At 29.2% G+C, this 21,494-nt stretch carries 19 protein-coding genes and 1 rRNA gene; 15 read left to right on the top strand and 5 right to left on the bottom strand.

The window, feature by feature from the left end; translation table 4 throughout:
• Positions 1-2: 2 nt before the first annotated feature.
• The 3 genes from SMONO_RS03280 to SMONO_RS03270 form a co-directional block, all read right to left on the bottom strand.
• Positions 3-398, bottom strand: a complete 396-nt coding sequence (locus SMONO_RS03280) for an HIT family protein (protein ID WP_101780923.1) — start codon at positions 396-398, stop codon at positions 3-5.
• A 65-nt stretch (positions 399-463) separates the two neighbouring features.
• The gene (locus SMONO_RS03275) at positions 464-2,227 is read right to left on the bottom strand and encodes a hypothetical protein (protein WP_101780922.1); all 1,764 of its coding nucleotides are present in this window, start codon (positions 2,225-2,227) and stop codon (positions 464-466) included.
• Positions 2,227-4,461 (bottom strand): lipoprotein, encoded by a 2,235-nt coding sequence (locus SMONO_RS03270; RefSeq protein ID WP_101780921.1) that lies wholly within the window; start codon positions 4,459-4,461, stop codon positions 2,227-2,229. The genes SMONO_RS03275 and SMONO_RS03270 overlap by 1 nt, the downstream gene beginning before the upstream one ends.
• 181 nt (positions 4,462-4,642) lie before the next feature.
• Between SMONO_RS03270 and sufC the strand changes: the two genes are divergently transcribed.
• The 6 genes from sufC to SMONO_RS03240 all read left to right on the top strand — a co-directional run bounded on the left by sufC (position 4,643) and on the right by SMONO_RS03240 (position 10,302).
• Positions 4,643-5,386 carry a Fe-S cluster assembly ATPase SufC gene (gene sufC / locus SMONO_RS03265; RefSeq protein WP_101780920.1) on the top strand — a complete coding sequence of 248 codons (744 nt, stop codon included), beginning with the start codon at positions 4,643-4,645 and terminating at the stop codon, positions 5,384-5,386.
• A complete protein-coding gene (locus SMONO_RS03260) occupies positions 5,386-6,156 on the top strand; it encodes a SufD family Fe-S cluster assembly protein (RefSeq protein WP_101780919.1) in 771 nt (256 codons plus the stop codon). Before sufC ends, SMONO_RS03260 begins: the two co-directional genes overlap by 1 nt.
• On the top strand, positions 6,157-7,371 hold the full coding sequence (locus SMONO_RS03255) for an aminotransferase class V-fold PLP-dependent enzyme (RefSeq protein ID WP_101780918.1): 1,215 nt from the start codon (positions 6,157-6,159) through the stop codon (positions 7,369-7,371).
• Positions 7,372-7,384: 13 nt separating this feature from the next.
• Entirely contained in the window at positions 7,385-7,819 is a 435-nt protein-coding gene (locus SMONO_RS03250; RefSeq protein WP_211277580.1) for an iron-sulfur cluster assembly scaffold protein, read from the top strand.
• 3 nt (positions 7,820-7,822) lie between these two features.
• Positions 7,823-9,235, top strand: coding sequence for a Fe-S cluster assembly protein SufB (sufB, locus tag SMONO_RS03245; protein ID WP_101780917.1), 1,413 nt, complete (start codon positions 7,823-7,825; stop codon positions 9,233-9,235).
• A gap of 320 nt (positions 9,236-9,555) precedes the next feature.
• Positions 9,556-10,302 (top strand): hypothetical protein, encoded by a 747-nt coding sequence (locus tag SMONO_RS03240; protein WP_101780916.1) that lies wholly within the window; start codon positions 9,556-9,558, stop codon positions 10,300-10,302.
• Between the two features lie 127 nt (positions 10,303-10,429).
• Here SMONO_RS03240 and SMONO_RS03235 read toward each other — a convergent pair whose 3' ends face one another.
• Together SMONO_RS03235 and SMONO_RS03230 are read right to left on the bottom strand one after the other, a co-directional pair.
• Positions 10,430-10,879 (bottom strand): hypothetical protein, encoded by a 450-nt coding sequence (locus SMONO_RS03235; protein WP_101780915.1) that lies wholly within the window; start codon positions 10,877-10,879, stop codon positions 10,430-10,432.
• Positions 10,880-10,903: 24 nt separating this feature from the next.
• Positions 10,904-11,143, bottom strand: a complete 240-nt coding sequence (locus tag SMONO_RS03230) for a NifU family protein (RefSeq protein ID WP_245857234.1) — start codon at positions 11,141-11,143, stop codon at positions 10,904-10,906.
• An 89-nt stretch (positions 11,144-11,232) separates the two neighbouring features.
• Here SMONO_RS03230 and SMONO_RS03225 point away from each other — a divergent pair, with 89 nt between their 5' ends.
• The 9 genes from SMONO_RS03225 (at position 11,233) to SMONO_RS03185 (ending at position 21,200) form a co-directional block, all read left to right on the top strand.
• Entirely contained in the window at positions 11,233-11,559 is a 327-nt protein-coding gene (locus tag SMONO_RS03225) for a S1 RNA-binding domain-containing protein (RefSeq protein WP_101780914.1), read from the top strand.
• 21 nt (positions 11,560-11,580) lie between these two features.
• Positions 11,581-12,861, top strand: a complete 1,281-nt coding sequence (locus SMONO_RS03220) for a glucose-6-phosphate isomerase (protein ID WP_101780913.1) — start codon at positions 11,581-11,583, stop codon at positions 12,859-12,861.
• Positions 12,862-12,928: 67 nt separating this feature from the next.
• Entirely contained in the window at positions 12,929-13,432 is a 504-nt protein-coding gene (locus SMONO_RS03215) for a dUTP diphosphatase (protein WP_101780912.1), read from the top strand.
• A 31-nt stretch (positions 13,433-13,463) separates the two neighbouring features.
• Positions 13,464-14,582: a hypothetical protein gene (locus tag SMONO_RS03210; protein ID WP_101780911.1), complete on the top strand. Its 1,119-nt coding sequence runs from the start codon at positions 13,464-13,466 to the stop codon at positions 14,580-14,582.
• Positions 14,554-15,324, top strand: coding sequence for a TrmH family RNA methyltransferase (locus SMONO_RS03205; protein WP_158637908.1), 771 nt, complete (start codon positions 14,554-14,556; stop codon positions 15,322-15,324). The genes SMONO_RS03210 and SMONO_RS03205 overlap by 29 nt, the downstream gene beginning before the upstream one ends.
• A gap of 19 nt (positions 15,325-15,343) precedes the next feature.
• Entirely contained in the window at positions 15,344-16,759 is a 1,416-nt protein-coding gene (locus SMONO_RS03200; RefSeq protein ID WP_101780909.1) for an NADP-dependent glyceraldehyde-3-phosphate dehydrogenase, read from the top strand.
• 60 nt (positions 16,760-16,819) lie between these two features.
• Complete coding sequence (locus SMONO_RS04300) at positions 16,820-17,959, top strand: phosphatase PAP2 family protein (RefSeq protein ID WP_169918214.1); 1,140 nt, start codon at positions 16,820-16,822, stop codon at positions 17,957-17,959.
• A gap of 104 nt (positions 17,960-18,063) precedes the next feature.
• On the top strand, positions 18,064-19,317 hold the full coding sequence (locus SMONO_RS03190) for an APC family permease (protein WP_101780908.1): 1,254 nt from the start codon (positions 18,064-18,066) through the stop codon (positions 19,315-19,317).
• Between the two features lie 362 nt (positions 19,318-19,679).
• A 16S ribosomal RNA gene (locus SMONO_RS03185) occupies positions 19,680-21,200 on the top strand.
• Positions 21,201-21,494: the final 294 nt, after the last annotated feature.

The following is a 21,494-nucleotide window of genomic DNA, read 5'->3' as shown; positions in this document are numbered from 1 at the left end:
TTTTATTTTAGTTTTTCAAATACTTCATCAATAGATGATAAGTTTTGTGCATTAATTTTAAAAGCATATCCCTCATCTTTTATATACTTTGGAATTATGTGTTCATGATAGTGAAATACCATTTGAAATGCCTCTGATCCTTGATTTGAAACATAATTCATTCCCTTTGGATTTAATTTATCTTTTAATATTTTTGAAACTATTTTCTTAGTTTTAACAACTTCTTGTAAATAAAAATCATCTGTTTCTTCAAAATTTTCAAAATGCTTTTTAGGTATCACAAGTGAGTGTCCATTACTGTTGGGGAATATATCTAAAAACGCTAATGTATATTCATTTTCATAAATTACTTTTGCATCCATTTCTTTATTAATTATTTTACAAAATATACAATCCATATTAAAACCTCTTTTCATTAATATTCTATAAAAAAATAAACCCTTTTATGGGTTTATTTTAATTTTTAATCGTCTTTATCATCTTCACTTTTTATGTAAGTACCAATTGTATCTCATAATCCAGCATAATAAACTTGATCTGCATCTAAATACTTTGTGTAGATTATTGTTTTAGCTAAATCACTAGATGAACTATCTTTTGATAATGCATACATTATTTGATTTAGTAAAGCTTCTTGTTTTACATCATCTGTTGCTAAAGCAGCAACATCTTTTGAATGTAATTTTTTATTATTATTGTTATTTCACCTATTTTTGTATTGATTTAAATCATTTGAAGTACTACTGAATTTTATTTTGCTTTCTTCTTGCTTTTCAGCAAATGAATTTGATGAAACTTCTTTACCTTTTATTGAATAATGGTCCGACTCAGTTGAACCACCAAGTAATTCAATCATATATATTGGTAAAATCAATACTAAGTCAGCATAATTGCCGTTTTCACTATCATTAAATAAGAAAGTTTCTGAGTTTTGTTTTAGAACTCCTGCTGTATTATTTCAATTTTTTACAGCAGACTCATAAGACTTCCCTGATATCGGGCTTTCTCCGATTGAGTTTTCACCATTATATAGCGTTAAACCTTGGTAGCCACTTAAACCAAAGTATGAATCGTATCCACTTTTTTGATCTTCAATTGGTCTAATTGTTTCACTAACTGAGCTAAATAAATCATATATATCACTAAGATTTTTACTTTGATCTAATGCTCCAGAAGCACTGTTTATTATTGGTGAATTATTAATTACGTTATTTATATTTGTAATGTTTGATTTATCTGTAACATCAAATCTCATTGTTCAAACCATTTTTACATTTGTTTTTCAATACTCGTTAATTGAAGTTTCATTTAAGTTTTGAGTTCTTGAAAACATTGCTGAAGAAGGATTTATGAAAGGTGCTTTCTCTAATTCTCCTTGATCATTTGTAAATTGTTTAACATTGAACATTGTTGATTTTAAATAAGCATTTGTTAATAAATTTTCATTTATATCTTCCATAAGTTTTGATTCAAAATAATCTTGGAATCTTAAATAAAGAGCTGTTTTTGAAGAAATATTTTTTACTACTCCTTCTTCATCCTTTACATAAAAAGGTGAATTAGTATTGTTTTTAAATTCTTGAGTTAACTGTTCAATTGTTGGTAAATTGTCATCATTTGATGAACCTTCAGGAGAACCCATCTCATTTGTAAATCTTCAAGCTGAATTGGCTTCTGCATCAGAGTTTAAATAAATATATTTATTTGCAGAAGAAACCGTAATGGGAACTCCATTAGAATCATTTACAACAACTTCTCTTTGAATGTTTAAGTTGTAATTGTTATCTACACTTCAATAATCAAGAAGTGTGCTATCAAATGATTTTGTGTAATCTTCAAATAGTTTATTTTCGGCTATTGTTCTTGATTCCAGGTTATATTTGTTTTTAAAGGCAATTTCAATACCATCGTTATTATTGCTAGTGTATTTATCTTTAAAACCCAATTGATCATAAATTGAATTTGTAGAATCAAAACTATATTGCAATGAAAGCAATTCATTTACCATGTTTACAATTACTGATTCAATTTCTGCATCAGTAAACATAGAACCAAAGTCTATATTTGCAAGTTCTTTGTTTCCTGAAATAGAAACTAAAAGTTGCTTAGCTAATTCTTGGTTTAACTTTGGATTAGTTATTCTTGTATTTGTTCCACAAGCTACAACAAGAGATGGAGCAGAAACAGTTAATGAAAGAGCACTAAGCACACCTAATAATCTTTTCATTATTTAGCACCTCCATTTTTTGATTCTCTATATGAGTTCTCAATTGCTTCAATTATTATTGAATAGTTTAAAGAGTAAGAAGTATCTGACTCGATTACAAAAGCACTGTTATTTGAACCGTTATCTGTTGGTGCTCAAAATGTTGAACCTGCAACATTTGTAATTTTACCAATGTTTTTGTTTATCAAAGTTAATTTTGGATAACCACTCGCTGATGTTTTTGAGTTAATTTCATCTGTTCATTTTTTATCTTCTGTTTTAAATAGTTGTCCAGGTTTATTTGCAATTGAACTTTGTTTTGTGCTAACTGCTTCAAAAAATCACTTTTCTGTGTTCTGAATAACTTGATTGCTGTTTTCAGTGTTTTCATCACTTGTTTCAAATGAAATATATTGTTGTATGAATTTTTCTTGACTTTTTTCATTTGAAATTGTTCTAAAATAATCAAAAACACATGTTGTTCAATAAAATGTAGATGAATCAGATGAACTTACTTGAGATCATGTTTTAACCTCTGACATTATATCAAAACTTGAATAAGTACCTTCAAGACCTTTTAACATTGAATTATTAACTAAATAATGTAAATATGGATTTGTTACAGCTGAATTTAATTTTTTATAAGCATTACTCTCAGTGTTTTTCATTGTAATAACTTTTTCATTATTATCTAAACTATTAAATTTTTTAAATTCATTTAATTCAGCCAAAGTATCGGAATTAATTTGTTTACCATCTTCTGATAAACCGTTTTGTTTAGTACCTTTTTTTTCAGATGTTTTTGAATCAACTAAAAATTTATAACCATCAATCTGAACAATATGCATACCTGTTGAATCTATATAGTAAACTCTTCCTAAATCATCATATTTATAAAAGTGATTATCTTTTCCAGATGTTCTTGATAAATCTTTAACTAAGTCATCAAAAGTAGTTCCTGTATCTATTTTTGAACCGTTAGTATTATTTTCTTTATCATTTAAAACAAAGTCATAAACTACAGAACGCATATCTTGTGTAAAATCTGTAGAATTACTTAAAGTCATAAGTTTATCATAATTTTTAATTGTAGCTTTTTCATAATCTGTTGATTTAGAAACAACCCAACGATTTCAATCTGCTACGCTATTTTCACCCAATATTTGTTGCATTAATTTTTGGTTATTTACTTGATCAAGACCATCATCTGAATGGAAATCTTGAGCAATTACTCCATTATCAAATGAACCGTTTGCAGAGAAGGGTATTACCACTTCACTTATTGCAAGTGGGGCTTGAGTTGTATAAAACTTATCTAAGAAAAATCTTTGAGAGTTACTTAAAAATCCAGCTCTCGAACCATTTGTATCACTTACAGTAAATTCATTTACACTAACTGGTGTATCGTGTTTTATATCTGATACTTTGACATTTGCTATAGCATTTCTTGCTGCATCTGCCAACTCTTTATCTGTATTTTGTAAAGTTAAAGTTGTTGGTTTTCATTTGTTAGCTTCATTGGTTGTTGAATTTTCAATTTGTGCAATTTGATTTAAATCTGCTTTTAAATAATTTGCAATATTTGCATCATTTTCTTTGTTTGTATTAACAATTCTTTCTAATGCGTTATATTTTCTGATTACATCGATTGAACTTATTCAAGTTACACCCATTTGATCAGTGTTAAGTAAAACATCTAATAATGCTTTTGAAGCATTATTATTTGTATCTGACAATAAAATATCTGATTTATATTTATTTTCTAAGAATTCTTGATCCATTGATTTAACATCATCTTGATAAACGCTGTATCTGTTAACAAGCATTTTATTTCATTCTTTTTCTCATTTTTTACCATAGTCTTTTTTGTATTTATCTTTTTCTGTTGAAATCTGTCTATCTACAGCTGCATTTAAAGAAGTTCATCTCTCATTTAAAGTGTTTTGTAAATTATAATTAGCATAAATGCTATCATCATTTAAGTCTTTTGCATTTGACAGTATAGAAAGATTTATCATTTTTAATAGGTCTAAAGTAAGTTTTTCTCTATTTTTTGGACCATTTGTATTAATTAATTTTCATAAAACATCAGTTGAACTGATTTGCGCTTTACCATCTATTGATTGTAAAAATTGAATAAGAATTGAGTTTCCGTCTTTATCTTTTTGATCGTAGTTCGGACTACAAGCAACAGCCATTTGTGCTGTTGTTGTCATTAAACTAACACTTCCTAATAGTGTTAATAATTTTTTCACACCATTCACTCCTTGGTTTATATTTCAAAATAATTATAATGAAAAATAAGTCAAAAAGACATTAAATTAAAATTTAAATTATAAATAAAATAATAATTTTATTAGATATAAGATACATTAAAAATATGTTTTATTTTGAAAGATAAAAATCTATAATAATAATGCAAGGAGCTTTTTAAAAATGCATAAATTAGAAATTAAAGATCTATATGTAAGTATAGAAGATAAAGAAATTTTAAAAGGAGTAAATTTAACTGTTAATTCAGGAGAAATTCATGCTCTTATGGGTCCAAATGGTAATGGTAAATCAACTTTGTTGATGGCTATTATGGGTCACCCAAAATACGAAATAACATCAGGAGATATTTTAGTTGATGGTGAATCAATAATTGAATTAAGTGTCGATGAAAGAAGTAAGGTGGGATTGTTTTTAGCAATGCAAAATCCACAAACAATTCCGGGAGTTTCAAACTTAGAGTTTTTAAAATACATAGTAAATGCTCACAGTGATGAAAAAAAGAAATTACAAGAAATTTTTAAAGATATTAAACAAGGTGCAAATGAATTGGACTTTGATTTAAACATGCTAAAAAGATTTGTGAATGATGGCTTTAGTGGTGGAGAAAAGAAAAAAAATGAAATTCTTCAATTAAAAATGCTAAATCCAATCTTTAGTTTAATTGATGAAATCGACTCAGGATTGGATGTTGATGCATTAGAGGTTGTTTCAAAAAACTTAAATGATGTTGACTTATCAACAAATGCAATGGTTATTGTTTCTCACTATGATAGATTCTTTAAAAAAGTACTACCAACTCACGCTCATGTTATTATTGATGGAAAAATCATAACAAGTGGTGGAAATGAAATAGTTGAAAGAATAAATACAGAAGGTTATGCATGAGTAAAGGAAATGGCTAAATAATGATTAACATTAAGTTAAACGAATCATATATAGATTTTAGAGATAACTTGCCTTCAAACTTCACATTTAGCGAAAGTGAAAACAAAATAATCCTATTAGAAAACAAGTTTGGATCGGTTGATTTAAACATTGAACAAGATGTTGAAATGAAAGTAGTGATTTTGTTTCTGCCTTCAAAAGAAAATTCAAAAAAAGAATTTAATATAACTTTTAATTTAATGAAAAACTCAAAGTTAGATTTAAAAATTTCAAATATAGCAAATTATAATTGTGATGATAATTTTACAATAAATTTAAATGAGGAAAATACAGCTGTTGAATTTTATAATTCAACAATTATTAATAAAGATATTAAAAAGAACTCGGTTATAAAATCTGTTCATAATGCAAGAAATTCTTATTCAAACATTAAAACTTATGAAGTTTTAAAAGATACTTCAAAAGGTTTTATAAGATGTATAAGTGATATTAAAAAGGGTTCAAATCAAGCGGAAGCACATCAAGAACTTAGACTTTTAGTTTTAGATAAAGAAGCAAAAGCAGATTCTGATCCGGTATTGTTAATTGATGAAAATGATATTGTAGCAAGTCATGCTAATGCGATTGGTATGCTTGACCCAGATCAAGTATTCTACTTATTATCGAGGGGTTTAAATAAAACACAAGCTCAAGAATTAATTATAAATGGTTATTTTGAACCAGTATTTCAAGAAATTGGTGATGAAGAATTATTAAACCACTTAAAAGAAAAATTAAAGGAAATGATTTAAATGAATTTTAAAGATAACTTTTCATATTTTAAAAATAATACCAAAGAAATTTATTTTGACTCAGCAGCAACATCAATTAAATTAGATAAAGTTATTGAAGCTCAAAGTAAGTATGATTTAGAAATTGGTGCAAACACACATAATAATTTGTTTGATAATGCTTATAAAGCAAATCAAATGTTATTAGAAACAAGAAAAAAAGTAGCTGATTTTATTGGTGCAAACAACCCAGAAGAAATAATTTTTACAAGTGGAACAACACATTCTTTAAATCAATTAGCTTTTGGTATGAGAAGTTATTTAAAAAAAGGTGATGAGATTTTATTGACTAAAATGGAGCATTCATCAAATTTATTGCCGTGAATGGTTTTAAGCGAAGAAGAGGAACTAAAAATTGATTATTTAGATTTGGATGAGAACTTTTTGATTGACCTTTCAAAATTAAAATATAAGGTAAATGAAAAAACTAAAGTTGTTTCATTTGCTATGAATTCAAACACAACAGCAGGGTTAAATGATGTTAAACAAATTGTTAAGGATATAAAAACAATTAATAAAGATATTATTGTAATTCTAGATCTAGCGCAATCAATTGCACACAATGAAATAAATGTGATTGATTTAGATGTTGATTGTATTGCCTTTTCAACTCATAAATTATATGGGCCGTTTGGTCTTGGGGTAATGTGAGCAAAAAAAGAAATACTAAAATGATTAAAACCAATATTTTATGGTGGTGGAAATAACACAAGTATTAATGTAGAAAACTACAAGTTAGCTCCAATACCAGATAAGTTTGAAGCAGGAACCTTAAATTTATCTGCTATATATGCTTTTAATGTTTGTTTGGATATTATTAATGAATTTAAAATGCAAAATTTAATCACTTATGAAAAGGAATTAAAAAAATACTTTAGAAGTAAATTAAATGAAATAGAAGAAAGTAAATTTGAATTTTATAATATTGAAAATGATCAACCCATAGTTTTATTTAATTTAAAAAATGTAAATTCACAAGATTTTGGAGCATTTTTAAATAAAAAATACAATATTTCAGTTAGGGTTGGAAAACATTGTGCAAGACTTGCAACGGATTTATTTAAAATCAGTTCAACAATAAGGGCAAGTTTTTCAATATATAACACAAAAGAAGACATTGATAAATTTATAGAAGCTTTAAAAGATTGTGACAGTTGAATTAACGAAATAATATAAGGAGGTTTATATAGTGTTTGATAAAGATGACAAAATACAATTAAGACAAATTATAATGGAACATTATACAGAACCAGATTACAAAGGTTTAATTGAAAATGATAAAGCGATTATTAAATTTCAAGATTCTCCAACTTGTAGTGATGAAATAAATGTTCAACTATTAATCGAAAATGAAAAAATTATTGAAGCGAGATTTGATGGAAATGCTTGTGCAATATCAACTGCCTCAACAGATATTTTATGTTCAAAATTAAAACAGTTAAATGTAGAAGAAGCAAAAGAACAACTCGTCAATTATTACAATATGATTGCCGGAAATGAATATGATGAATCAATTCTCGATGAACTAATTGCTTTTTGAGAAATAAACAAACAAGGAAATAGAATAAATTGCGCACTACTTGGCGCTGATGGATTTAAGTCTATATTAAATAAGGAGGTGTAGAAGATGAAAAAATTAAAACAAGAAGAAGAAATCAAACAAATATCTGACTACAAATATGGTTTTAATGAGGGAGAGGTTTCTACATATAAAGTTCAAAAAGGTTTGAATGAAGAAGTTGTTAGAGAGATTTCAAAATATAAAGAAGAGCCTGAATGAATGTTGAATTATAGATTAGAAAGTTTGAAAATTTTTGATCAAAAGCCTCAACCATCATTTGGTCCAGACTTAAATTGAATAGATTTCAATGATTATTATTACTACACTGAGGGTGCTGGTAAAACTGTTAAAACATGAGATGAAATTCCAGAAGAAATTAAAAGAACTTTTGATAGATTAGGTATTCCTGAAGCTGAAAAAAACTTTTTAGCAGGTATTAATGCACAATGAGATGCTCGTCCTGTTTATGAAAGAATGAACGATGAGTTAACAAAGCAAGGGGTAATTTTCACAGATTGTGACACCGCCTTAAGAAAATATCCAGAGTTATTCAAAAAGCATTTTGGTCAATTAGTAAAAAATGATGACAATAAATATGCGTCATTAAACGGTGCTGTTTGATCTGGAGGTACTTTTATTTATGTTCCTAGCGGAGTTAAATTAGAAAAACCTTTACAAGCATATTTCAGAATCAATTATCAAGCTTCAGGGCAATTTGAAAGAACACTAATTATCGTTGAAGATGATGCCGAACTACATTATATTGAAGGTTGTACAGCTCCAATTTACTCTGAAAATAATTTACATGCAGCTATTGTTGAAATTTATGTTGGTAAGAGAGCGAGTGTTAGATATACTACCGTTCAAAACTGAAGTGATAATGTTTTAAACTTAGTTACAAAAAGAAGTATTGTTGAAGAAGATGGAAGAATGGAATGAATTGATGGAAACATTGGTTCAAAAGTAAATATGAAGTATCCATCATGTATCCTAAAAGGAGATAGAGCTCAAGGAGATACTATTTCCATTGCTGTTGCTAAAAAAGGTGTTTATCAAGATGCTGGAAGTAAAATGATTCACTTAGGAAAAGAAACAAAATCAAAAATTGTTTCTAAATCAATTACGTTCCAAGGTGGTACTGCTAACTATAGAGGGCTAGCATATATTGGACCTAATGCAATAAATTCAAAAGCGAGAGTTGAGTGTGACACTTTAATTTTGGATAACCAATCACATTCAGATACAATTCCTCAAAATAAAGTTCATAACAATCAATCACAAATAGAACATGAAGCTACAGTTTCGAAAGTTAGTGAAGAACAATTATTTTACTTAATGAGTAGGGGCTTAGATGAACAAGAAGCTTTAGAAATTATAGTTATGGGATTCCTAGAACCCTTTACAAAAGAACTTCCTTTAGAATATGCAGTTGAATTAAATCAACTTATTAAAATGGATATGGAAGGATCTGTTGGATAAAAAAGCATTGCTCCAAAGTTTTAAAAGAGAACAAGATATTATAATTGCTTCAAAAAGTACTTTTTTATTATCGATAATCGCTAATGTTAAACTTTTAAACTATATTTAAAAACACCATTTTTTGGTGTTTTTATTCAATTAAATCAATCATTTATATTATTTTGAATTTTTTTTAATTGGGGCATAAAATGAGGTTTTTAAAGTGTCTCAAACGTTTTATAAAATTGCTAAATCCATAAATATAAAATATAATTATTAGTATAGCAATAATGTTAATTCAACATTAGTGTATGGGTTGCTAAAAGAGAGGAAAAACTTAAATGATAAAATTACTTTGTTTAATGGGGTCTTTAACTTTTGGAACATCAGCAGTGATGCCAATTTTAGAGACAAATGAAAATAATGTTTTATCAAGTGAAAATTATAGAGATGAAAATAAAAAGCAAGCACTAGATTTTATTGAGTATGCAATTAATTCTTTATCAAATTCTATAACTTCAACAAATGTTTCATCAAAATTAACTTTTATAAAACTTGCTTATCCAGCAGTTAGTCAAGCTTATAATTTTTTAAATTATGTTGAACACACACCTGAAATTGTAAATGCTAAAAAATTGCTATTAGAAGGTGCTGAATTTATTGATCTTGCCGCTAGACAAGGAACTTCTGACAGAATGAATTTCTATACTGGACAAGCCGTTAGAAGTCTTTCAAGTGCAATATGAAATATTGGAGTAAATTATAACGAGCAAAATAAAAAGCAAGCACAAGATTTTACCAGTTATGCAATTGGTTCTTTATCAAACTCTGTAACAACAACAAATGTTTCATCAAAATTAAAGTTTATACAACTTGCTTATCCAGCAGTTAGTCAAGCTTATGATTTTTTAAATTATGTTGAACACACACCTGAAATTGTAAATGCTAAAAAATTGCTATTAAAAGGTGCTGAATTTATTGATCTTGCCGCTAGACAAGGAACTTCTGACAGAATGAATTTCTATACTGGACAAGCCATTCCAATCCTTTCAAGTGCTTTAAAACAAATTGGACTATCAAACATATAAAATAGTACTTTTATATTTATATTAAAAACTTAAAACAGATCTTTAAGATCTGTTTTTTATATTAAAAACTAATTATTAGATTAAACTAAAAATAAGTAAATAATGGATAAAACAAATAAAAAAGCAATTAAGTAATTGCTTTTTTTGTTACTTTTTTAGTTGAACATTTATAACAGTATAGACAGTTTAAACTTAGTGAAAAACCAACCTTACCAACTTTAAAACTAAAGTTGTTGACTTCTGGAATCACTTTATCAACTGTTGTGAATCATTCCATATAATTGCTTGAAGAACATTTTTTCTTACAATTTGTACAAGTTATAATTTTAATTTCGTATTTCTTAATAACGGCTCTAATTTCTGCTAAATATCATTCAAAATCATTCTTTGGATAGTCATCTGAGAAATATTTATCAAATGCATCTAATAATGAATTTTCCGCAGCATCACCTTTTTGCTTTTTATCGTTATACTTTTTTACTAAAAAAGGTATTAAAAGTGAAGCTGTAAATACTGTAATTGTTGAAACTGCACTAAGAACAGTATTAATAATGTCAGTGGTATCTGATAAAAACATATATAAGTCTCCTAGTATCTTAAATTACATAACAAGTTCTACGCCATCAATGTCGTAAGGATATTCTTCAATAAGAACACCTTCAACACCTTCTTTAAAAGTAAGTTCAGTAAGTCCGCATCCAACACAATTTCCCTTGAGCCTTATGTAAACTAATCTATCCCTTATTGCGACAAATTCCATATCTCCACCATCTTGAGTAATATACATTCTCAATTGATCAAGAGTTGCCCTTACTTTTTCTTCTAAAATATTTTTTTCCAAAATTACACCTACTTTTTAAAAATTTTTTTCAAATTAGTTATTACTAATACAAATTAAGTTTATAATTAATTTGTAAGGAGAGCAATAGGATGTTAGAAAAAGGACAAAAAGTTAAAGCAAAAATTACTGCTATTGTTAACTATGGTGCTTTTTGTGAAGTTCAAGAACAAGGCGAAATAATCAAAGGGTTAATTCATGTTTCAGAAATATCAGACTACTTTGTTAAAAGTGTAGATGACTTTCTAAAATTAGATGATGAGTATGAAGTTGAAGTTATAGAGCTTTTAAAAGAAAAAAACCAAGTTAAACTTAGTTTTAAAGCTATTAGACCAGAACAATTAAAACCGCCAGAAACTAAAATAAAAGAAACAAAAAGCGGTTTTGATAATTTAAAAACTAGCGTAGAATCAAAATAGTAACAAAAGAGGTATAAAAAAATGATAAAAACAAGTTTTAAAAATTCAAATATTGAAAAAGAAATCAAAGATTTCAACCTAGCAAGAGTGAAAGAAGTACATGACATGATTGAAAACAAAACAGGAGAAGGTAGTGATTTCCTGGGTTGAGTAAATTGACCAGTTGATTTCGACAAAAATGAATTAAGTGATATGAAAAAAGTGGCTGAAGAATTAAGATCAAAAATTAATATTTTATTAGTTGTTGGTATTGGTGGGAGTTACTTAGGAGCAAGAGCTGCTGATGAAATGATTAGAGGGCTATATCCAAATGATAAAGTAGAATTAATCTATATTGGAAACACAATTTCTTCAACATATACTAAACAAGTTTTAAATTATGTTAAAGATAAGGAGTTTGGAATAGTTAATGTTTCTAAATCAGGGACAACTACAGAGCCTGGAATAGCATTTAGGGTTTTTGAAAAACTTTTAATTGATTTAAAAGGAAAAGAAATTGCTAGAGAAAGAATTGTTGCAGTAACAGATAAAGAAAAGGGTGCTCTAAAACAATTAGCAACAGCAGAAGGTTATGAGACATTTACGATTCCAGATGATATTGGAGGAAGGTTTTCTGTATTCACACCTGTAGGTATTTTTCCGTTATTAGTAGCTGGAGTTGATGTCGATGCAATTTTTTCAGGAGCAAAAAAAGCAATGGAAGATACAAAAAACATTGATAATGAAGCTTACAAATATGCTGTTGCAAGACATATATTACATACAGAAAGAGGGTACAAGGCAGAAACATTGGTAGGATATGAATTACAAATGCAAACATTTACGGAATGATGAAAACAATTGTTTGGAGAATCGGAGGGTAAAGATGGAAAGGGATTATTCCCAACAAGTTGTGTATTCTCAACAGATTTACACTCTTTAGGGCAATTCATTCAAGAAGGAACTAAAAATGTTTTATTTGAAACAATAATTGATGTTAAAAATCCTACAATGGATTTAAATGTTCCAAAAAACACTGAAGATTTAGATGGTTTAAACTACCTAACTTCAAAAACTTTCCATGAAATTAATAAAGTTGCTCTTGAAGGTGTTGTTGATGCGCACGCAAATACCGGAGAGGTTCCCAACATAGTGTTGGAATTTGACAAAATGGATGGTGAAATGTTTGGCTATGCAGCTTACTGATTTATGAAATCATGTGCTATGAGTGGATATTTATTAGAAATTAATCCATTTAATCAACCTGGGGTTGAAGTTTATAAAACAAACATGTTTAAGTTATTGAAAAAACCTGGATTCTAGAAAAATAAAAAAATGATAGGAAACTATCATTTTTTTAAACTAAAATTAGGTTATAGGAGTGATTAAAATGTTGACAAATGAACACTTAATTTATCTTAAAGATAAACAAATAATATTAGATAACTATATTATTGAAACAAAAAACATTGTAGTTAATGAAGAAATTCAAAAGAAAAAAATAATAGCATTTCTTGTTGAGGTTTCAGAATTTATAAATGAATATAGATCTTTCAAATATTGATCAAATAAGGGTCCAAGCGAAAGAACTGTAATTCTTGAAGAATTAATAGATTGTTTACACTTTATTATTAGTTTGGGTACAAATATAGATTTTGACTTTTCTCAATTTAATAATAAAATTAAAACAGCAGATAACATTGATCAATGAAGTATTAATGTTTATAGAAAAGCATTGATTTTTGAAGAAAAACTAGATGCCCAATCTTATGATTATTTATTGGAAGAATTTTTATCAATTACTTATATTTTAGATATAACAAATGATGAAATTTTAGAAGTATACAACAAGAAAAATGAGATTAACTTCAGCAGACAAGATTCTGGATACTAATCTTAAAAAATAGTGCGAAAGGGTTTTGGGTATGGCAACAAAAAAAGATTTAAAAAGTATATATGAATATAAACCGTCAAACCCAAGAGATCCAAAAATGCCTTCATTAGAAAGAACATCGGATTACAATAATGGGAGTTCTTTTGATGATTCTGATTTTTATTTTGAGTCAAGCATTGGAGTCAATGATAGTTCAAAAAATTCTCAAAAAGAAGACAATTCAAGCGTTTTAATTGATGGGCTAGAAGATAGCAAAAAAAATGCATCAAACGTTATTGCAAAAATAAAAGGAATTAACGAAACTACAAAAACACTTGAAGAAAAAACCAATGAAGAATTATTTACAAGTGAAATCGTAATGCCTGATCCTACTTCTGAATTAAATATTTTTAATGCATTTGCAAACAGAAAATACAGAGCTTTAGAAGAAATGAGCAGAACAAAGGAAATAATAAAAAATACTCGAGGAGAAGTAAGGTTAAAACTTACTGAAAAAGAGGTTAAAAAAATACTCGAAACATTTAGAAGTAAAGTTGTTAAAGTGACACAAAAAGAAGTTGTAATTAAAAATAATAAATACGGATTTGAAATTTACAGAAATTCATCTGATAAAAGATATTGAGTTGCTGCTTCTTGCTTTGAAGAAATTTGAGATCCTAAAAAAAATAGTTATGTAAACCTATGATCTGGAAATTCATTTACTGGATATGGTTATCACGATTTTGACCAAGTAATTAATCAAACGATAACAATGATGACTAAGGGTAAAACTGGAAGTATTATTTGAAGAGATTTTGTTACTGGTTGAAGTAAACAAAAAAATAGATTTTATGCAAGTGATACACCAACACAATTCACTTATAGTGAATATAAAAAAATAGTTAAGTGATACAGAGAAAATAAAATTTGAATTCTAGTTAAACAAGCTAAAGTTAAAGATATCGAAGATTTAATGGAAGAAAATAAAATGAAGAGAAAAACTGGGGAACCAATTTCTGCTATGTCTACAATTCAAGCAAAACTGCTTGAACCACCTCGTAGAGCCTCATTGGTTTTTGGTTATCCGGTAAAAGACCCAAATTACAAAGGAAAGGACTATGCAAATCCTGAAAATAAACTATATGAAATTGGATTTGCTTTTACTGAATAAAATGAAAATTACATCTGTTAATAATAATTTAATTGAAGAAGTTCTTTCTTTTAAAGAAACTAAAGTACAAAAAGAAAAGAATAAATACATTATTGAAGGTTTGAAGATGGTCGAATTAGCTATTCAAAAGGAAGTTGTAGAAATGATTTTGGTAGAGGAAAGACTGTTTGATAAATATAAACACCTCCCTAATGTTGTTGAAATATCAGATAATGTTTCAAAAAAAATTAGTGATTTAAAAACAAATCAAGGAATTTTTGCTGTTTGTAAAATAATTGAAAATAAAGAATATATAGATTCTAATTATTTAATTCTTGATGGAATACAAGATCCAGGTAATTTAGGTACTTTAATTAGAAGTGCCTATGCATTTGGTTTTAAAAATGTTATTTGTTCAAAAGATAGTGTAAGTTTTTATAATCCAAAAGTTCTAAGAGCAACTCAATCTAATCATTTTGATTTATGTTTGAAAAATGAAGATTTAACTTTTTTTATAGACAAGTTAAAACAAAGGAATATAATAATTGTGGGTACTATTTTAAGATCTGAAAGTTCATCTGTGGATGAAGTTAAAGGAGAGCAAGTTGCTTTAATTTTGGGGAACGAAGGACAAGGTATCTCTAAAGCAGTGACTCAAAAACTTAATATAAACATAAAAATTAAAACAAATCCTGATTTAGAAAGTTTAAATGTGGCTATTGCAGGATCTATTTTAATGAACAATTTTTATTCGCAAAATTAAAAAAGGGGAAGAAAAATTAATGAGACAGTACAATGCCTTAATAAACAATGAATTAATTGACAATGGTCAATGATTAGAAATTATGAATCCAGCAACATTAGCAGTTGCAGGGAAAGTGAGTGCTTTGTCAGCTGAAGATATAAATAAAGCTTTTGCTGTTGCTAGAAGCAGTCAACAACAATGAGAAGAAGTTTCTCTATTAGATAGAATAGCTGTAATAAAAAAATTTAGAGACTTAATTGATAAAAATAAAGAAGAAATAGCACAAGTTATGTCTGAAGAAATCGCTAAAAATTTAAAAGAATCATTAGCAGAAGTTGTTAGAACAATTGAAATTATCGACTATACATTTGAAGAAGCTAAAAGAATGGAACCTCTAGCTTTAACTGGAGAAGGAATGGGTGCAAAAAATAAACTTGGAGTATTTTCAAGGGTTGCAAAAGGGGTTGTTCTTGCAATTTCACCATTTAACTATCCATTTAACTTAGCTCTAGCTAAAATTATTCCTGCATTAGTAATGGGAAATACTGTAGTATTTAAACCAGCAACTGCGGGTAGTTTGGTTGGAACATATATGTCAAAACTAGTAATTGAAGCGGGATTACCAAAAGGAATCTTTAATATAGTTACTGGTAGAGGAAGAGAAATTGGAGATATTATTACTTCAAATCCTGAAATTGATATGATTTCTTTTACAGGAAGTGTTGGAATAGGTAATCAAATTAGAAAAATGGGAAGTACAACTGATTTAGTCCTTGAATTAGGTGGAAAAGACCCGGCTATCGTTTTAGATGATTTAAATTTAGAAAAATATGCAGATGAAATAATTAACGGAGCATATGGTTACTCAGGACAAAGATGTACTGCTGTAAAAAGAGTTTTAGTTAATAATGAAATTGCAGATAAATTAGTTCCAATTTTAAAATCAAAAGTAGAAGCCTTAAGTGTTGGTATGCCAAGTGAAAACACATTTATAACACCAGTTATAGATGAAAAATCAGCTGACTTTATCCAAGGTTTAATTGATGATGCTAAAGAAAAAGGAGCTACAATTGTTACTGGAGATAAAAGAGAAAAAAACTTAATGTGACCAACATTGATCGATAATGTAACTGTGGATATGAAAGTTGCTTGAGAAGAACCTTTTGGACCAGTATTGCCAGTAATCAGAATTGATTCATATGATGAAATGATTAAAATCGCAAACGAATCACAATTCGGTTTACAAGCTAGTGTATTTTGCCAAGATATTTCAAAAGCAATCTTAACAGCTAAAAAAATTAAAACAGGAACAGTTAATATTAACTCTAGACCACAACGTGGACCAGATAGTTTCCCATTCTTAGGGATCAAGGATTCTGGAGAAGGTGTACAAGGTATTAGAGAATCGCTATTAAGTATGACAAGATACCAAGGTATGATTATTAACTATTAGTAAAAAGTATCACTTTAAGTGATACTTTTTTTATACAATAAAGTAAAGAGGTAAAAAATTATGTTTTATAAAAGTGATAAAAATTATAAATTATTAAAGATCTTGTTTTTATCATTTTTTGTTTTCACAATAATTTCATTCATAGTTGCAAGTATTTTTGATTACCAAATAAATGTATTGTTTGCAAAGGGAATGGATATTTATTGATTAAAGATAGTTGTTTGGGTTTATGAAGAAATGGGCATGACTCAATCTTATTTATTTATCTTTATATTTATCGCAGTATACTTAGAGGTTAAAAAAATAGAAAATAAAGAAAAAGATTTATGAAATTATATACTATGAACTTTCTATGGTGCTGTTGCAACATTTTGGTTTGTTGCAAATATATATTGAATAGTAACTACGACAAAAATTAATGATGGATTTGGTATTGGGATAAGTGGTTGGTTCTTAGAATCATATTCGATAAGACAAATAATACTTATAGTAATTTTCATTTTTGAAACAACTGCATTTGCAATTGCCTTTTGATACATTAGATTTAAATTTATTAAAAGACCCGATGTTTTGAGTGCAGGATATAAAGTCGATGCAATTAAAGCTTTTAGTGCATTTATAGTTTCTAGTTTAATCGTCTACTTAATGAAATTTGTATTTGGGAGACCATATTTCTATAGTGTTATTTTTGATGAATTATTTTATTCTGATAGAATGGAAGAATCTTGAAGAACTTATTGAATACAAGAAGGTCATAAAATAAAATCATGAGGTATTTTGGACCCTAAAACAGAAACTGTTAGTGGAGTTGAATATTTAGGTTGGTGACAAATAAATGATCTATTTGGAGATTTTAAAAATTGATTTAAACCTTTAGGAACTGGAAATCCAGGTCGTTGAAATATGGATTTTCCATCAGGACATATGGTTTCTTGCTTTACAATGCTATATTCTGCCTACTTTTTTATTGGAGAAAAAAAGAAAAGAAAAATAAATTGAAAAATATGAACTCTAATTGGAATTTGATTCTTACACATGAACATTATGCAATACACACAAATAGTTTCTAGAACACATTGAATAACAGATACTGCATTTACAATAGCTTTAAGTATGGTAATTATTATGTTTAATTCTTTAATTATAGAAAAAATTATAGAAAAGCAAATTGCAAAACAAAAAAACAAAAAAACAATTTAAAAGTGTTTTTTAAATTTTTTTGTATTTTAGGTACTTGTCTTTGGATTTTTTTGGTGCTAAAATATCTATGTATTTTTAGGGCTATACAAGATAGGGGCATATATATGAAAAAAAGTATATTTTTTGGCGTTTTACTTTGATTGTCAACGCTAATACTTAGTTTATTGGGAATATTTTTAATTAGTGGATCAACATTTGCAATCCTTCCATTTCAAAACGATTTTGAACATTTGAACATAATGCAAATAATTGCTCTTGTTTGTCTGCCATTATTAACAATTTTAGGGGTTTCAGCATTTTCAACAAGAAATGGTAAAGTTTTACCTTCTCTATATACGGTTGTTACATTGCTTTTAATTGCCAATAACATAATATATGTAATAAATTTAATGCAAATCGATAATACTCAAACAAATATTGATTTATCAAACTTAAGATTAAACCTAATTTTAATCTCCATAGGAATGTTGACTGCGGTATTAACAACAATTCCAATGTTTATGTTATCAAAAACTTCTCAATCAACTGCTGTTAAGAGAAAAAATACTTCTGTTTCTCCACCAAGCGAACCATTTAAACCAATGGTATTGAGAGAAAATCCAAGTGAAATTCCAGAATTCAACTCAGAATTCACTTCAACTCCAAACGAAGAAACATTTAATATATCTGATAAATTAGCTCAATTAAAAAATGATATCAATAATAATAACTTTACATATTCTGATGAATTGAATGAAGATACTCTGAGTTATGATAAAACTCAAGAAGAATTAACAAAAACACATGTTATTGATTGAGGAGATGAGACTCAAACCCAAACCTCTGAAAATTTTAATTTTGATGAATTTGAGCCTTTATCAGCTAATGAGGAGCAAAATCAAAATAACTCATTTAATGAGCCTGTAGAGCCTGTAATGCCTAATGTAGCTCCAATTAACAATATTCCTAAGCTTGATGAATTACCTCCTATCAGAGAGCCCAAAGACCCTTATAAACAAACTATTGTTCCAAGAAGATCTGCTCAAAGAGCGGGCGAATTTGATCAACCAATAGGAAATGTTGTTAAACCAACATATGTAGATCGAATTGAAAGAAAAACTCCTAAAGTGGATGAAAACTATCAAGGAAAAGTCTTTTTGGGTGACTCAGATAGAATTTGAGAAGCTATGAAAAAGCAAGAGAGAAGATTAGCTCCTAAAGCCCCTAAAACAGATCATCTAGTAAGTAAATCAAATATTGTAAATAGCTTACAAAGCGAAAAAACAAAGACTATGGAAATAGATATTGATAGCATATTCGACCCAGTAAATGACCAAAATGATGAAAATTTCACACCAACTATCGATTGAGACGATTAAAACAAAAAAGTTTAAACTTTTTTGTTTTTTTTATACTATTTAGTTTTTAATGTGATATTATCTTTCTTGTCAATGAACAACACCTTATTTAAAGGGTTTTTACATAATTATGAGCGTTAGTTTTCAGTATTAGAATCTGGTTAAAAAAATGTTAAATAATTTGAAAAAAATTTAAAAAAAGTATTGCTTATTGGTTTTAAATCATATATATTTTTATATGTCGTTAGTTACGAAAACTAGCGTAAACGATCTTTGAAAACTAGATAGAACAACAACAACCAATTAATTTGTACAATTTATACAAGTTCAATTATTTGAGAATCAAGATATAGTCATGAATCAAAATTTTCACATTAAAAAAATTTAATGAGAGTTTGATCCTGGCTCAGGATGAACGCTGGCGGCATGCCTAATACATGCAAGTCGAACGGGGTGCTTGCACCCAGTGGCGAACGGGTGAGTAACACGTATCTAATCTACCTTTTAGTGGGGGATAACAGTTGGAAACGACTGCTAATACCGCATATGACATCATTATCGCATGAGAAGATGTTAAAAGGCCCGTATGGGTCGCTAGAAGATGAGGATGCGGCGTATTAGCTAGTAGGTGGGGTAAAGGCCCACCTAGGCGATGATACGTAGCCGAACTGAGAGGTTGATCGGCCACATTGGGACTGAGATACGGCCCAGACTCCTACGGGAGGCAGCAGTAGGGAATTTTTCACAATGGACGAAAGTCTGATGAAGCAATGCCGCGTGAGTGATGACGGTCTTCGGATTGTAAAGCTCTGTTGTAAGGGAAGAACAGCTAGAAGAGGAAATGCTTTTAGTTTGACGGTACCTTACCAGAAAGCCACGGCTAACTATGTGCCAGCAGCCGCGGTAATACATAGGTGGCAAGCGTTATCCGGATTTATTGGGCGTATAGGGTGCGTAGGAGGTTAGTTAAGTTTGAGGTTAAAGCCCGGAGCTCAACTCCGGTTCGCCTTGAAAACTGGCTAACTAGAATGCAGGAGAGGTAGATGGAATTCCATGTGTAGCGGTGAAATGCGTAGATATATGGAGGAACACCAGTGGCGTAGGCGGTCTACTGGCCTGTTATTGACTCTGAGGCACGAAAGCGTGGGGAGCAAATAGGATTAGATACCCTAGTAGTCCACGCCGTAAACGTTGAGTACTAAGTGTCGGCATTAAGTCGGTGCTGCAGCTAACGCATTAAGTACTCCGCCTGAGTAGTATGCTCGCAAGAGTGAAACTCAAAGGAATTGACGGGGACCCGCACAAGTGGTGGAGCATGTGGTTTAATTCGAAGCAACGCGAAGAACCTTACCAGGGCTTGACATCCAGTGCAAAGCTACAGAGATGTAGTGGAGGCTAACATTGAGACAGGTGGTGCATGGTTGTCGTCAGCTCGTGCCGTGAGGTGTTGGGTTAAGTCCCGCAACGAGCGCAACCCCTATTATTAGTTACTAACATTAAGTTGAGGACTCTAATGAGACTGCTAGTGTAAGCTAGAGGAAGGTGGGGATGACGTCAAATCATCATGCCCCTTATGTCCTGGGCTACACACGTGCTACAATGGCTGATACAAAGAGTCGCAATCCTGTGAGGGGGAGCTAATCTCAAAAAGTCAGTCTCAGTTCGGATTGAAGTCTGCAACTCGACTTCATGAAGCCGGAATCACTAGTAATCGCGAATCAGCAATGTCGCGGTGAATACGTTCTCGGGTCTTGTACACACCGCCCGTCACACCATGAGAGTTGGTAATACCAGAAGCACGTATCTTAACCGTAAGGAGGGAGCGTACCAAGGTAGGATTAGCGATTAGGGTGAAGTCGTAACAAGGTATCCGTACGGGAACGTGCGGATGGATCACCTCCTTTCTATGGAGTATTCGTAGATTAAGAGAAAAAAGCTGAGTGAAACGATAAAACAGCTTATGATTATATCTCGTTCTATCTAGTTTTCAGAGATTGTTTTTGCGGGCCATTAGGCCCAAAACAATTTCTGTAAAGAAAATCGTTCTTTGAAAACTGAATATTAGATGAAAATAGACATTTTATTTTTCTTACGTTTATAAACAATATAAAACGTATTTAGTAACTTAATTTAGATTAATACTAAGAAAACTAAAATTTCATTAATTTTATAGATTATCTATATATGCAATAGGTTTT

It is taken from the genome of Spiroplasma monobiae MQ-1, from assembly GCF_002865545.1.
GTDB lineage: Bacteria > Bacillota_I > Bacilli_A > Mycoplasmatales > Mycoplasmataceae > Spiroplasma_A > Spiroplasma_A monobiae.
Note: the sequence above shows the minus strand (reverse complement) of the source record. Positions and strands in the feature narration are given on the sequence as shown.